The organism is Mesorhizobium sp. M1006 (genome assembly GCF_040318825.1).
GTDB lineage: Bacteria > Pseudomonadota > Alphaproteobacteria > Rhizobiales > Rhizobiaceae > Mesorhizobium.
The window spans coordinates 41,459-53,949 of the sequence record NZ_JAMYMZ010000026.1 but is presented as its reverse complement, the minus strand read 5'-3'; the positions used below and the strand labels follow the sequence as shown (position 1 = coordinate 53,949).

Genomic DNA, 12,491 nt, shown 5'->3' with positions numbered 1-12,491 from the left:
TGCTTTGCGGTCTTCTTACCGGATCAGGCAAGGCGATGGGAGTCAGCGGTGCAGGTGGATGGTGATGCGCCGTTCGATCCACTCGACGCCGTGGCGCAATGTTTCCACGATGATCAGATAGATGATCGCCGCCCAGATATACGACTGAAAGTCGAAGGTGCGCGCATAGGTGAGCCGGGTGATGCCCATCAAATCGTAGACCGTGATAATGGCGACGATTGCCGAGCCCTTGATCATCAGGATGATCTCGTTGCCATAGGGGCGTAGCGCCACAATCAGCGCCTGCGGCAGGATGATTTTCCACATCGTCTGTAGTTTATGCAGGCCGAGCGAGGCGGCACCTTCCCACTGGCCTCTCGGCACGCTCTCGATCGCGCCACGCAAAATCTCGGCCTGGTACGCGGCCGTATTCAGCGAAAAGGCGAAGATCGCGCAGTTGAACGCTTCGCGGAAGAAGCCCCACAGGCCGACCATCTCGAGTTCCGGCCGGAAGGAGCCCAATCCGTAGTAGACCAGGAAGGTCTGCGCCAACAGCGGCGTGCCGCGAAAAAAATAGACATAGGCATAGGCAAACCCCGAGAGGATCGGGTTCTTCGACATACGTGCATAGGCGATCGGCACCGACAGGATCGCGCCAAGCACAATCGAGATGGCAACCAGCAACAGGGTGATGCCGAGGCCGGATATGTAGCCGGGTGCATATTTCTGGAAGAACTCCGGGTTCCAAGCAGCGACTAGGTAGACGACCATGCCGATGCCGAGAGCGATCCACAGGCCGACCAGGACATGGCCGAGGATGCGTTGGCGCGACCAGCCGCGTGCGGGCGGCGGCGGCCGGTCGACCTTCAGCGTGTCGGTGGCCAGGCTCATCTTTTGACCTCGCTGCTGCCGACCGCTCGTTCGATCGCATTGATGCCGAAGGAGGAGACGATCGCCAGCAGGAGATAGATCAGGCCGGCAAAACCGTAAAACAGGAAGGCATGCTTGGTGACGCGAGCGGCAACCCCGCTCTGCCGGAGGATCTCGTTGAGCCCGACGGCCGAGACGAGCGCGGTGTCCTTGAGCAGGATAAGCCAGAGATTGGCAAGTCCGGGCAACGCGATGCGGATCAACTGCGGCAACACGATCAGCCGCATCGTCTGGCCGCTGGACAGGCCAACCGAATAGCCTCCCTCATATTGCCCTTTTGGAATGGCGCGGAATGCGGATAAAAACACCTCGCTGGAATAAGAGGAGAAAATGAAGCACAGCGCGATCATGCCGGCGACGAAGCTGTTGACGTCGGCGGAGGTGCCAGGGCTCACCAGCCGGACAATGTACTGCAGGATCAATGGGATGCCGAAGAAGATGAGAAATAGGGTGAGCAGCTCGGGTATTCCGCGAAAAATCGTGGTGTAGATGTTCCCGGCCAGTCTCAGCGACGGCTCTTCCGATTGTTTGGCCAGCGCCACGAAAAAGCCGAGCGTCAGCCCGAAAGGCAGAGTGGCCAGCGCAAGACATACCGTGACAAATACACCCGCGGCGATGTCGTCGAGCCAGCCTTCGGGTCCCCAACTGAGAAGCGTCAGTGCGCTCTGCATCCGCCTGCCTGTTCTCCTTGAGGCTCTTCGAGACCCGTACCGCATCACCCCTCGTGCGCGGCGTCCTTATAAGAACGGCGGGAATCTCCCGCCGTTCACGTCCTCCTATGTCGGTCGATCAGGACTCGCCGCCATAAACGTCATATTTGAAGTATTTGTCGTTGATTTCCTTGTACTTTCCGTTTGCGCGGATGGCGTCGATCGCCGCATTGAACTGGTTGACCAGATCGGTCTCGCCCTTGCGCACGGCAATGCCGGCGCCCGGACCGTGGATTTCGATAACCGGCTTGATTGTGCCGACCAGCTTGCAGCAGGCGCCGTCCGGCGAATCCAGCCATTGCTGCAGCACGACGACGTCGTCGTTGGCGGCATCGAGCCGGCCATTGGCCAGATCGAGCTGGTATTCCTGTGCGGTCGGGTACGGCTTGACGGTGCTGTCGGTATAAGTCTTGGTCGAATAGTTGAAATGCGTGGTGGACGCCTGCACGCCGATCGTTTTGCCGGCCAAATCTTCCTTGGTGACACCCTTGATGTCGGTGTCCTTGGGCGCGGCGATCGCCGGCGGCGTATTGTAATATTTGTGGGTGAAGTCGACCTTCTCGGCGCGTTCCGGCGTGATCGACATCGACGCGACGATGGCGTCGAACTTGCCTGCCTGAAGGGCTGGAATGATGCCGTCCCAGTCCTGCGCGACGAAGGTGCACTTCACCTTCATCTCGTCGCAAAGCGCCTTGGCGATGTCGATATCGAAGCCCACGAGTTGGCCGTCGGCGGTGAGGTTGTTGAATGGCGGATACGCTCCCTCGGTGCCGATCCTCAAGGTTTTTTCCTGCGCCTGGGCAACGCCAAGCGTCAGCAGCGCAGCCGAAGCGGCGAGCGCGATACGCAGTGCAATACGCATAATGGTCCTCTCTGTTGGTCCCGGCCGTCGTTCCCGAACGGCTCTGTGGGCGGTGCTTTTGACCGCCCGCTGGCGCGATACTCCCATTCTTTCCCAAGAAAAAGCAACTGCAAAACCGTCGCTTGAGGGAAGGTCATGTTCAGAAAACGGTGACGCTGGGTCAAACGCCTGAATGGAGAGAAAGTGGCCGGAAGCCCCCTGCGGCCGCGATCTCAGCGCGTCAGGCCGGTGGCGCGCTCGATGAAGTCAGCTATCGAATTCGTGTCGTCGAGATCGAAGGCCGGCAGGTCTTCGCCGACAATGTGGAAGTCGGACGCGATGGCGACAATGTGTGGATCGCCTGCCGAGAGCGGTGTCCGGTCCTTGGCCTCGAGCCGTCGCGTCTCGATTTTCTTGTGCGCCTCGCGCTTGTAACCCTCGACCAGCACGATATCGGAGGGTGCCAGCCGTGACAGGATCGCGTCCAGCGTCGGCTCGTCCTCGCCGCGCAATTCGTGCATCAGCGCCCAGCGCCTGCCCGACACGACCGCGACCTCCACTGCTCCCGCCTGCCGGTGGCGAAAGCTGTCCGCTCCGGGTTTGTCGATGTCGAAATCATGATGGGCGTGTTTTACCGTCGACACTTTCCAGCCGCGCCGGACGAACTCGGCCACCAGCTTTTCGGTCAATGTCGTCTTGCCGGAGTTCTTCCAGCCGGTGATGCCGAAGACACGTCTTTTCATGGCTCGATGCTCCGCAACAGATGCGCGGCCTGGGCAAGGTCGTCGGGGGTGTTGATGTTGAAGAACGGATCGATCTCGGCCCCGCCGGATTTCAGGATGGGAAATTCTACCTCGACAAAACCGTGCCGGTCGATGAACGCCGCAACGCGCCGGTTGTCTTCCTCGACGAGAAATTGTCGCAAGGCCTGATCTAACCCTGGCGGCCAGAGTGCAAAGGTCGGATGCCGTTTGCCGCCGGAACAGGAGACCGCGATAGAGCCCGGGCGCGCATAGGCTGCCGCGAGCAGCCGCTCGACCATATCCTTGGGCAGGAAAGGCGTATCGCCGGCAGCCGTGACCAGCGCCTGACAAGTCGTGTCGGAAGCCCATTCGAGGCCGGTCAGTATCCCGGCAAGCGGCCCGGCATAACCTTTGACGGTGTCGGCAAGCACCGGAAGCCCCGTCGCGGCAAACCGTGTCGGATCGCCATTGGCGTTTAGCGCAAGCGGACCGACCTGCGGGCCAAGGCGCGAAACGACACGGTCGAGCAGGGTACCGTCGCCAAGCGCAAGCAGCGTCTTGTCGCCGCCGCCCATCCGGCTCGACCGGCCGCCGGCCAGAATGATCCCTGCGATATGTCGGCCCATCGTTTGCTGCCCAGACCCAAAATCCAGTTTTCAAATCAGACAGTCGTCGACAGTCACTCTATATGCCGTCCGGCGCCATGTCCGGTCCAGTGCTTTCGGCGGCTGTTTTTCGCCGGCCGACGATCCGTTCGCGGTAGAGTGCATAGAGGCCTGAGCCGATGATGATCGTGGCACCGAGGATCATCGGCAGATCCGGGACATCGCCGAAGATCGTGAAGCCAAGCAGGATCGACCAGAGCAGGGCGGTGTAGCGGAACGGCGCGATGAAGGAGATATCGCCCACCCGCATCGCCGTGATGATGAAGTGGTAGCCGATGAGCACGAGCACCGCCGCCAGCGCCAGGAACGCCGTGCTTTGTCCTGTCATCGGTGTCCAACCGCCCATCGGTGAAAGCAATGCCGCGCCCAGAAACGTCATGGCAAGGGCGGTGGCGCTCGACACCAGCAATGTCGGAATTGCCTGCGGTATCCGCTTTGTGGCGAGATCGCGCACTGCACAGCATGCCACGCTGGCCAGCGCCAGCAGAGAAAAGACGCTGAACCCTTCGAAGCCCGGCCGCACGATGATCAGCACGCCGGCAAAACCGACGGCAATAGCCAGCCAGCGCCGCCAGCCGACGCCCTCGTTGAACACAAGCGCTGCGGCCATCGTCACCGCCAGCGGCAGCGCCTGCAGCACGGCGGAGACATTGGCGATCGGAAGATGCGCCAGAGCAACCAGGAAGGACACCGTGGCGCCGGCCTCGCCGGCGACGCGCAGCGCAACGGTCGGCTGCAGCATCGAACCTGGCCGGGCAAGCGCGCCGCGTTGCCACGCAAGCAGGCCAACGAAAAGCGAAGCGAAGGCGCCGCGGATCAGCATGACCTGCGCCATGTTCATCGATTCCGACGAGAATTTGGTGATAGCGTCGTTGAGGGTGAAACCAGCCATGGCCACCATCATGAACAACGCGCCGCGCAGGTTTGGCGAAAGAGGCAAGGCGATTACCGGGTGAGTCCTGCAGCAAGCGTCTAGCAGGCACCCGCAAAACAGCAACGTCAAAGGGCTGGGCCACAGCCTTTCTATGGCCCGTAACATCTGTCGCGCAAGAGCGGCAGGGCTTATTTGGGCGTCAGTACCTCAGTGCCGTTGCCTTCCTTGCCGGCAATCGTCCACAGGCCACGCAGCGAGCCGTCGTCCTGCACCTTGTAGACGACAAGACCGACCGCCTTGCCCATGACATAACCGGCGGAGAAGGCATCATCATTGCGCATGCAGATACCGTCCGAGGACGAGCCGCCTGTCTCCCAATGGATCGTGCAGGTCGTCTCGCTGGTCAGCGTGATCGTCGCGTCGCCACCATAGGACGACCCATCGAAATTGGTGCCGGCCACGGCATAGGTGCCGCCGATCGACTGAGCCGCCGCGGGCAGGGCCGCGAGGCTGAGCAATGCAAGAGAAAGAATGAGTTTGCGCATATCGTATTCCCCCACTGGGCGAAGAACCGCTCCAGAGCAGAGGCTAGGCCCGAATGGGCTTGCGGTAAATCCGGTGACCGTTTGCGGACGAGACCTTTTCTGGGTGTGGCCCCAAAAAAGGTGCCGTTCTAAAGGATAGGTCCGGAGGGCAAATTTATCACATTGCGGCTCGAGGAAATATTTCGACGAGATCAAATTTGCTCGGCAAGATTCACCAAATTGGTCATTGTAAGCTTCTGATCGTGTTGGGGAGATGGTCCATGATGAATGCACGAGGCAATGCGGACTGGCTTGGCACAGGCAGCAGGCGGCATGTTTCGTCGGCTTTCCGGTTCTCTTCTGCCCTGGCGGTCATCCTCATGGCGATAGCGCCTGCGTTCGCCGAGAACGGCGCTTCGGCGTCGGCAGTCGAACGGATGTCCACGCCGGGTCACGAAGCGGATGAGCTCGCTCGCCGCGCCGGGAAATGGTCCGTCGTCAACACGATCTGGCCAACGCCCGGTGCGCAGCCGATCGTCATGACCGGGCTGGTGGCCGAGCGCACGATGATCGGTCCCTTCATGCAGGAGGTGATGCGCCCGGCGCCCGGGTCGAAAATGCCGGACTTCCAGCGGATAGCCTATTTGAGCTATGACCGGGTGGAGGGCCGCTGGAAGTATGTCTCCATGGACACCCGTTTCCCGGCAGGGATCATGCCCGCCTGGAGTTTTGGTGGTGAGGAGGACGGCAAGATTTCACTCCTGTTCCAGCCGCTTGGTTTCGTCGGCTTCGGCCCCGAGGTCGAAGGGCGGTTCACGGCCTCCGATTTCGTCATTTCCAGGGGCGGCGACAATCACGAAGTGGCCGAGCAACATTTCCTCCAGGCCAATGGCAGCGGCAAAAAATGGCTTGCCGTACGATATGACTACGCGCCAGCCTTGATTATCAGGCTGCGAATGCTCCAGATGTGACCGAATGCTCATGGTCCTTTGAGGCTGCCGGCGATGGCTCCGACGAACGGGTCGTATTTCGATTTCAGGGTAGGCGGATATTCGATCCAGACCGTATGGATGACACCGTCTTTTCCGAACAGGCGGCGCTCGTAGAAGATGTTCTCGCCTTTGATGCCCGACAGCACCGCCCAGTCCTTGCCGGTCTTGCTGTAGGTGATCCTGTAGCCAGGTTCCTTGCTGGCCCTCTCGGCGGAGACGAAGGCTGTCGGGGTGTCATCATCGATGTTGAGGATACCCGAACAGATCAGGCTGGCGCCATCGGCAGTGAGCCATTGTTGTCCATCGCCATTGTCCGGCTCAGGCTGGCGAAGAGTGAAGATTTCATCCGGAAAGGTGCAGATGGTACCGAAGCGCTCGTTCGTATAGGTAAATGGCGCGGCAACTGCCGTGGTCCCCGCCATCACTCCGAAAAACGTCAGGACTGCAAAAAACCGCTGCACGCCTTGCCTCGCGCCGATACCAAGGCGATTATTCTTGCACGAAATCGGCGAAAAATCAGCCGCCGGTGACGCTCATATGCCGCGACACCGACGGACGGTTGGTGCGGCGATCGATGATGAAGTCGTGGCCTTTGGGCTTGCGGCCGATTGCTTCGTCGATGGCATCGGCGACCAGCTCGTTGCCTTCCGACGCACGCAGCGGCGCGCGCAGGTCGGCCGCATCTTCCTGGCCGAGGCACATGTAAAGGGTGCCGGTGCAGGTCAGCCGGACCCGGTTGCAGCTTTCGCAGAAATTATGCGTCATCGGTGTGATGAAGCCCAGCCGCCCGCCGGTCTCGGCGACTTGGACATAGCGGGCCGGGCCACCGGTCTTGTAGGGAATGTCGCTTAGCGTGAACTGGCGTTCGAGAGCCGCGCGCAGCAGCGACAGCGGCAAATACTGGTCGGTGCGGTCGGCGTCGATCTCGCCCATCGGCATGGTTTCGATGACCGTCAGATCCATGCCGCGGCCATGCGCCCAGCGTAGCATTTCCGGCAATTCGGCGTCATTGAAGTCCTTCAACGCCACGGCGTTGAGCTTTACCTTTAGCCCGGCCGCCTGCGCGGCGTCGATGCCGTCCATGACCTTGTCCAGATTGCCCCAGCGGGTGATCTGGCGGAATTTGTCGGCATCGAGCGTATCGAGCGAGATGTTAATGCGCTTGACGCCGCAGTCGGCGAGCTCGGCGGCAAAGCGGGAAAGCTGCGATCCGTTGGTGGTCAGCGTCAGCTCTTCCAGTGCACCACTCTCGAGATGCCGCGAAAGCTGGCGTACCAGGTGCATGATGTTCTTGCGCACAAGCGGCTCACCGCCGGTGAGGCGGAGCTTGCGCACACCCTTTTCGATGAAGACCGTGCAGAGCCGGTCGAGCTCTTCCAGCGACAGCAGGTCCTTCTTGGGCAGGAACGTCATGTCCTCGGCCATGCAATAGGTGCAGCGGAAATCGCAGCGGTCGGTGACCGACACGCGCAGGTAGGTAATCGTGCGACCGAAAGGATCGATCATATCCATGCGTATGCGCTTTCCGTGGCCGTGAACGGCTTCGTTATATATGGCTATGTGATACGAGCCAACTTGCCATTCAAGATAGAAGCTCGCGATCATCGGTAACATTCCGACGCCGACAGATCATGTCGGAACTTTCCATGCGGCCTTTTCCCTCGACGCGAAGCGGCGTAGGGAAGGGCGGTTCTCCGCAGGATCCACCACCATGACAGCGCCCAAGGAACTCAGGGTCTCGAAGGACCGCAAGCTGCTTTCCGTCACCTTTCCTGGCCATCAGCCGTTCGAATTGCCGGCCGAGCTGCTGCGCGTCGCCTCGCCATCGGCCGAGGTGCAGGGCCATTCGCCCGAACAGCGCGTCACCGTTCCCGGCAAGCGCAATGTAGCGATTCTGAAGATCGAGCCGGTCGGCAATTATGCCGTGCGCATCACCTTCGACGATTTCCATGATACCGGCATCTTCACCTGGAATTACCTGCATACGCTGGGTCATGAGAAGGATGCACGCTGGGCCGCCTATCTCGCCGAACTGGAAGAGAAGGGGCTGAGCCGCGACCGTTGAATGGGATCCCGCAGGACTCTCAGGTCAACGCAGGATCGCCAGTATCTCGCTGGTGTCGTGATAAAACGGCGTGCCTTCGATCAGCCGGTCATCCTTGAAGCGCAAGACTTCGGCAAACGGCTGTTTGATGGTTGCACCATTGGCCCGCGATGTCAGCGAAAGCGAGCAGCTCATGAACACCGTGTCATCGTTTTGGGCGACCTGAAGGTCCTCCACCGCCACGTCGCTCCAGATTTCCCGCATTTTGCGGAAAAGGGCGCCAACGCCGTCGAGGCCGTTCCAGTCACCGGCATAGGGCAGGGAGCGCGGCTCATGCACGACAATCTCGGCATGAAATGCGCCGGCAAGCACATCGAGGCTCTCCGACCCTGATTGCAGGAAACGCATTTCAACATTGAACATGTTTTCAATAAGTTCCATGGCGGTGCGTCGCCGGTCGAGCGGTTTATCCATTTTTGACCTCCGTATCCGTTGGCACGATCATGCAGGTAAAGCGGTTTGCCCCTGTTCGCGTTGCCTCGACACCCGTTTCCTGATGACCGGCAAACGGGCATTTGTCGTGAAAACGTCATCCATCTGGAGTAGCGCCGGCAAAGCTTTGGAGACGAAAACATGTCCATGACCACCAGCATCGAACAGCTTGAAGCGCTCTATGGCCTGCCCGGCGAGGCGTCGGTGGTCAAGGAACTCGACCAGCTGATTCGCGAATACGCAGCTATCATCGAGGCTTCGCCGTTTGCCGCGCTCGCAACCTGCGGGCCAGAAGGGCTGGACTGCTCGCCGCGCGGCGATCTCGCCGGCTTCGTCCGCATCCATGATCCGAAAACGCTGATGATGCCGGACCGGCGCGGCAACAACCGTGCCGATTCGCTAAGGAACATCCTTCGCGATCCGCGCGTCGCGCTCCTGTTCCTGGTGCCGGGTTCCGGCACGACGCTGCGCGTCAATGGCCGCGCCCACATCACCACCGATACCGGGCTCTGCGCCTCGTTCGCCGTCGAGGGCAAGCCGGCGCGCTCGGTGACGATCATCGAGATCGATGCGGTTTATTTCCAGTGCGCCCGCGCCATCCACCGATCGGAACTGTGGAATCCGGCAAGGCATGTCGACCCGAGATCGCTGCCGACTCCCGGCCAAATCCTGGAAATCACCAGCCGCAAGAACATTGACGGCGAGGTCTACGACAAGGAACGGCCAGAGCGCGCGAAAAAATCGATGTGGTGAAGCATTGGTGGTGGAGCACTGGGCTGTCAGGCGGTCTTCAAAACCTCGGCAACCCTACGCATCTGTTCGCCGATCATGTCGCATTGTTCCGGTGTCGACTGGCTCATCGCCTTCTCGATCAGCGCCATATGGACCTTCAGCGCCTGCATCAGCAGTGCCTCGCCGGCCTCGGTCAACGTCAGCCGCAGCACGCGCTTGTCCTTCTCATCGCCCTCGCGGCGCAGCAGGCCGCGGGTCTCCAGCTGCGGCAAAAGCATGGTGATGTTGGAGCGGCCGACCAGCAGCCGGCGAGCGAGGTCGTGCTGCGACATGCCGGGATGACGGTAGAGGTTCATCAGCACGTCGAGCTGCGCCGGCTTCAGGTCGAGCGGTGCAAGCTTCACCGCCAGGGTGCGTTCCAGCACATGGCAGGCGCGCGCCACCGCGACCCAGTTGCGAAAACGCGGGTTGTCCCAGGGCAGGTCTTGCTTAATGTTCATGTTTGAACTATTATGTTCATGCTTGAACCAATGAATGGATCGCCACTATGGCATCATTTGGACTGAAGGTCATCCGCGGCACGTTCGGCGTGGCTGAGCATGTGGCACCGCGACTCACCGGGCGTGCTGCATTCGAGCTGTTCTGCCGCACGCCGCACGAGAAAAGCCTGAGCGAAGGCGAGCGCCGCGCAATCGACCGCGCCGCCGATTTCATGACCCAGGCACGCCATCATCGGCTAAAGACCAGAACCGGCTGCGTCATGGTGCATGAGTTCCGGCCCGAGCCGGGCAGGGCGGCTGCCGGCACCGTGCTCGTCATCCATGGTTGGCGTTCGCGCACCGAATACATGCGCACGCTGATCGAAGCCTATCGCGATGCCGGCTACAAGGTGGTCTCGCTTGATCTGCCGGGCCACGGCCAGTCGCAGGGCCGCCGGCTTACCCTGGTCAGCGCGGTCGATGCGGCACGGGTTGCCGGCGAATGGTTCGGGCCGTTTGCGGCCATTGTCGGCCATTCCTTCGGTGGGGCCGTTGCCGCCAACGCCGTCGCCGGTTCGATCAGGAACATCCCGCGATTGGCGGCCGGGCGGCTGGTGCTTATCGCCGCGCCGAGCTCGCTGCCGGCGATCTTCGCTGATTTCAGCCGCATGCTGAATGTCGGCTCGCGCTCGCAGGCCGCCATGGCCGACCGGGTCGAGCGCATCGCCGGCCGGCCGTTGCACGAGTTCACCGGTGACCGCCAGCTCGCAAGCACGCCGCTGCCGACGCTGGTGATCCACGCGCCGGACGACCGCGAAGTGTCCGCCGAGCATGCAAGGCTCTACACGCGCGCCGGCGACCATGTGCGGCTTTACTGGGCCGACGGGCTCGGCCACCGCCGCATTCTCGCCGACAGGGGTGTGGCGGAGCGTGCCGTTGGCTTCGTTGCCGGCAGGCTCGAGCCGTCTCTGCAGTGACCTGAATATCGTTCTTGTCAGCCGGGTTCGACGTCACGCTGCCCCGGTGCTGGCCATCGCTATCCAAGCCGCCATTGCCCCGGCCACCGTCGCCAGAAGAGCCGAGCGCGACGCGCCGTCGCGCGCCTGGATCGACATGCCGTGCTGCACGGTCGCGTAGAAGGTCGCGGCCGTACCGCAGTCGAAATCGGCCGGCAACTCTCCCTCGGCGACGCCACGCTCGAGGCGTCTCAGCAAGGCTTCGCGGTTTTCGGCGCGGCGACGGCGCAGATCATCGCAGATGGCGCCGCGGCTTGAATCCTGGTGCAATGCGCCGAGCGTGATAAGGCAGCCTTGCGGACGACCGGTCTGTGAATAGGCCCTGGCAGTCTGCCGCAGGAACCGTTCGACGGCCTCGCGCGCGGTCGGCGCCTTTTCCAGCGCGGACCAGATCTCGGTTCCCTCGACCCGCGTGTAAAGCTCGGTTGCCTCGAGAAACAGCGCTTCCTTGCTGGCGAAGGCGGCATAGAGGCTGGGTGAGTTGATGCCCATTGCAGCGGTCAGGTCACTTATCGACGCGCCCTCATAACCCTTGGCCCAAAACACTTCCATTGCGCGCCGCAAGGCGGCGGCTCGATCGAAGGTGCGGGGGCGGCCTCGTTCCGGCATGGCATTCTTTCTGTATTGATCGATACATAATTCCGTTGACGTGGTTCAGCAAGGCTGGCAGATATTTATGTATCAATCACTACAAAATGGAGAAGCAGATGTCATCCAGAAGCTTGAACGGCAAGGCCGCCCTCGTCACCGGCGGCAGCCGCGGCATTGGTGCGGCGATCGCAAGAAGGCTCGCGGCCGACGGCGCAGGCGTGGCGATCACCTATGTGAATGGCGAGGAAGGGGCGCGTGCGGTGGTCAGGGAAATCGAGGCGGCCGGCGGCCGGGCCTTTGCCATCAAGGCCGACAATCGCGATGCTGGGGCGATCGAGGCGGCAGTCGATGAGGCAGCAACAGCCTTCGGACGGCTCGACATCCTGGTCAATAGCGCCGGCATCTGGCGCGCTGCGCCGATCGATGCCCTGTCGCTTGCCGATTTCGACGAGACGATGGAGGTCAACCTCAGAGCCCCGTTCGTCGCCGCCAAGGCGGCAGCAGCGCATATGGGCGAGGGTGGCCGGATCATCTCGATCGGCAGCAATCTGGCCGAGCGTGCCACGGACGCCGGCCTGAGCGCCTACTCGGCCAGCAAGGCTGCCTTGGTTGGCCTGACCAAGGCCTTTGCACGCGATCTCGGTCCGCGCGGAATCACCGCCAATGTCGTCCATCCGGGGTCGACCGATACCGACATGAATCCGGCAGCCGGCCCGCACGCCGAGCATCAGCGCCAGAAGATGGCGATGCCTCGCTTCGGCACGGCCGACGAGATCGCCGGCATGGTCGCCTGGCTTGCCGGTCCCGAAGGGCGCTTCGTGACAGGCACGGCATTGACCATCGACGGTGGCGCCAACGCTTGAGGCTTGGCTCACGGGC

17 protein-coding genes are annotated in these 12,491 nt (G+C 61.7%); 5 read left to right on the top strand and 12 right to left on the bottom strand.

The features are described 5' to 3' along the window. Positions 1-42: 42 nt before the first annotated feature. The 7 genes from NKH60_RS22605 to NKH60_RS22575 form a co-directional block, all read right to left on the bottom strand. Complete coding sequence (locus tag NKH60_RS22605) at positions 43-870, bottom strand: ABC transporter permease (RefSeq protein ID WP_352502421.1); 828 nt, start codon at positions 868-870, stop codon at positions 43-45. Further along, positions 867-1,580, bottom strand: coding sequence for an ABC transporter permease (locus NKH60_RS22600; RefSeq protein WP_352471895.1), 714 nt, complete (start codon positions 1,578-1,580; stop codon positions 867-869). Before NKH60_RS22600 ends, NKH60_RS22605 begins: the two co-directional genes overlap by 4 nt. A gap of 118 nt (positions 1,581-1,698) precedes the next feature. After that, complete coding sequence (locus NKH60_RS22595; protein WP_352471894.1) at positions 1,699-2,481, bottom strand: ABC transporter substrate-binding protein; 783 nt, start codon at positions 2,479-2,481, stop codon at positions 1,699-1,701. Positions 2,482-2,693: 212 nt separating this feature from the next. After that, complete coding sequence (mobB, locus tag NKH60_RS22590) at positions 2,694-3,203, bottom strand: molybdopterin-guanine dinucleotide biosynthesis protein B (RefSeq protein WP_352471893.1); 510 nt, start codon at positions 3,201-3,203, stop codon at positions 2,694-2,696. Then, positions 3,200-3,829, bottom strand: a complete 630-nt coding sequence (mobA, locus tag NKH60_RS22585; protein WP_352834916.1) for a molybdenum cofactor guanylyltransferase MobA — start codon at positions 3,827-3,829, stop codon at positions 3,200-3,202. The genes mobB and mobA overlap by 4 nt, the downstream gene beginning before the upstream one ends. Positions 3,830-3,887: 58 nt before the next feature. Then, entirely contained in the window at positions 3,888-4,808 is a 921-nt protein-coding gene (locus NKH60_RS22580; protein WP_352873398.1) for a DMT family transporter, read from the bottom strand. A gap of 122 nt (positions 4,809-4,930) precedes the next feature. Beyond that, a complete protein-coding gene (locus NKH60_RS22575) occupies positions 4,931-5,287 on the bottom strand; it encodes a hypothetical protein (protein WP_352448884.1) in 357 nt (118 codons plus the stop codon). A 197-nt stretch (positions 5,288-5,484) separates the two neighbouring features. Between NKH60_RS22575 and NKH60_RS22570 the strand changes: the two genes are divergently transcribed. Then, the gene (locus tag NKH60_RS22570) at positions 5,485-6,237 is read left to right on the top strand and encodes a hypothetical protein (protein WP_352873396.1); all 753 of its coding nucleotides are present in this window, start codon (positions 5,485-5,487) and stop codon (positions 6,235-6,237) included. A gap of 8 nt (positions 6,238-6,245) precedes the next feature. Here NKH60_RS22570 and NKH60_RS22565 read toward each other — a convergent pair whose 3' ends face one another. Further along, on the bottom strand, positions 6,246-6,680 hold the full coding sequence (locus NKH60_RS22565; protein ID WP_352873395.1) for a hypothetical protein: 435 nt from the start codon (positions 6,678-6,680) through the stop codon (positions 6,246-6,248). 94 nt (positions 6,681-6,774) lie between these two features. After that, positions 6,775-7,770 (bottom strand): GTP 3',8-cyclase MoaA, encoded by a 996-nt coding sequence (gene moaA, locus NKH60_RS22560; protein ID WP_352681223.1) that lies wholly within the window; start codon positions 7,768-7,770, stop codon positions 6,775-6,777. Between the two features lie 199 nt (positions 7,771-7,969). Here moaA and NKH60_RS22555 point away from each other — a divergent pair, with 199 nt between their 5' ends. Beyond that, on the top strand, positions 7,970-8,323 hold the full coding sequence (locus tag NKH60_RS22555) for a gamma-butyrobetaine hydroxylase family protein (RefSeq protein ID WP_023717628.1): 354 nt from the start codon (positions 7,970-7,972) through the stop codon (positions 8,321-8,323). 24 nt (positions 8,324-8,347) lie between these two features. On the opposite strand, the gene NKH60_RS22550 is transcribed toward NKH60_RS22555, so the two are convergent. Next, entirely contained in the window at positions 8,348-8,776 is a 429-nt protein-coding gene (locus tag NKH60_RS22550) for a nuclear transport factor 2 family protein (RefSeq protein WP_023675023.1), read from the bottom strand. 159 nt (positions 8,777-8,935) lie between these two features. Here NKH60_RS22550 and NKH60_RS22545 point away from each other — a divergent pair, with 159 nt between their 5' ends. Beyond that, entirely contained in the window at positions 8,936-9,547 is a 612-nt protein-coding gene (locus NKH60_RS22545) for a pyridoxamine 5'-phosphate oxidase family protein (protein ID WP_352873392.1), read from the top strand. Positions 9,548-9,573: 26 nt separating this feature from the next. On the opposite strand, the gene NKH60_RS22540 is transcribed toward NKH60_RS22545, so the two are convergent. Further along, complete coding sequence (locus tag NKH60_RS22540) at positions 9,574-10,026, bottom strand: MarR family winged helix-turn-helix transcriptional regulator (RefSeq protein ID WP_254817243.1); 453 nt, start codon at positions 10,024-10,026, stop codon at positions 9,574-9,576. A gap of 47 nt (positions 10,027-10,073) precedes the next feature. On the opposite strand from NKH60_RS22540, the gene NKH60_RS22535 reads away from it, so the two are divergent. Next, positions 10,074-10,982 (top strand): alpha/beta hydrolase, encoded by a 909-nt coding sequence (locus tag NKH60_RS22535; protein WP_352682765.1) that lies wholly within the window; start codon positions 10,074-10,076, stop codon positions 10,980-10,982. A 33-nt stretch (positions 10,983-11,015) separates the two neighbouring features. Here the strand turns inward: NKH60_RS22535 and NKH60_RS22530 are convergent, their stop codons facing one another. Then, positions 11,016-11,630 (bottom strand): TetR/AcrR family transcriptional regulator, encoded by a 615-nt coding sequence (locus NKH60_RS22530; RefSeq protein ID WP_352471884.1) that lies wholly within the window; start codon positions 11,628-11,630, stop codon positions 11,016-11,018. A 98-nt stretch (positions 11,631-11,728) separates the two neighbouring features. On the opposite strand from NKH60_RS22530, the gene NKH60_RS22525 reads away from it, so the two are divergent. Further along, positions 11,729-12,475 (top strand): 3-oxoacyl-ACP reductase family protein, encoded by a 747-nt coding sequence (locus NKH60_RS22525; protein WP_352774103.1) that lies wholly within the window; start codon positions 11,729-11,731, stop codon positions 12,473-12,475. Positions 12,476-12,491 lie beyond the last annotated feature (16 nt).

Coding starts and splice junctions, on each gene's coding strand:
- NKH60_RS22540 (WP_254817243.1), bottom strand. CDS start 10,026: ATGAACATTAAGCAAGACCTGCCCTGGGACAACCCGCGTTTTCGCAAC.
- NKH60_RS22565 (WP_352873395.1), bottom strand. CDS start 6,680: ATGGCGGGGACCACGGCAGTTGCCGCGCCATTTACCTATACGAACGAG.
- NKH60_RS22595 (WP_352471894.1), bottom strand. CDS start 2,481: ATGCGTATTGCACTGCGTATCGCGCTCGCCGCTTCGGCTGCGCTGCTG.
- moaA (WP_352681223.1), bottom strand. CDS start 7,770: ATGGATATGATCGATCCTTTCGGTCGCACGATTACCTACCTGCGCGTG.
- NKH60_RS22575 (WP_352448884.1), bottom strand. CDS start 5,287: ATGCGCAAACTCATTCTTTCTCTTGCATTGCTCAGCCTCGCGGCCCTG.
- mobB (WP_352471893.1), bottom strand. CDS start 3,203: ATGAAAAGACGTGTCTTCGGCATCACCGGCTGGAAGAACTCCGGCAAG.
- NKH60_RS22545 (WP_352873392.1), top strand. CDS start 8,936: ATGTCCATGACCACCAGCATCGAACAGCTTGAAGCGCTCTATGGCCTG.
- NKH60_RS22600 (WP_352471895.1), bottom strand. CDS start 1,580: ATGCAGAGCGCACTGACGCTTCTCAGTTGGGGACCCGAAGGCTGGCTC.
- mobA (WP_352834916.1), bottom strand. CDS start 3,829: ATGGGCCGACATATCGCAGGGATCATTCTGGCCGGCGGCCGGTCGAGC.
- NKH60_RS22550 (WP_023675023.1), bottom strand. CDS start 8,776: ATGGATAAACCGCTCGACCGGCGACGCACCGCCATGGAACTTATTGAA.
- NKH60_RS22530 (WP_352471884.1), bottom strand. CDS start 11,630: ATGCCGGAACGAGGCCGCCCCCGCACCTTCGATCGAGCCGCCGCCTTG.
- NKH60_RS22605 (WP_352502421.1), bottom strand. CDS start 870: ATGAGCCTGGCCACCGACACGCTGAAGGTCGACCGGCCGCCGCCGCCC.
- NKH60_RS22525 (WP_352774103.1), top strand. CDS start 11,729: ATGTCATCCAGAAGCTTGAACGGCAAGGCCGCCCTCGTCACCGGCGGC.
- NKH60_RS22555 (WP_023717628.1), top strand. CDS start 7,970: ATGACAGCGCCCAAGGAACTCAGGGTCTCGAAGGACCGCAAGCTGCTT.
- NKH60_RS22535 (WP_352682765.1), top strand. CDS start 10,074: ATGGCATCATTTGGACTGAAGGTCATCCGCGGCACGTTCGGCGTGGCT.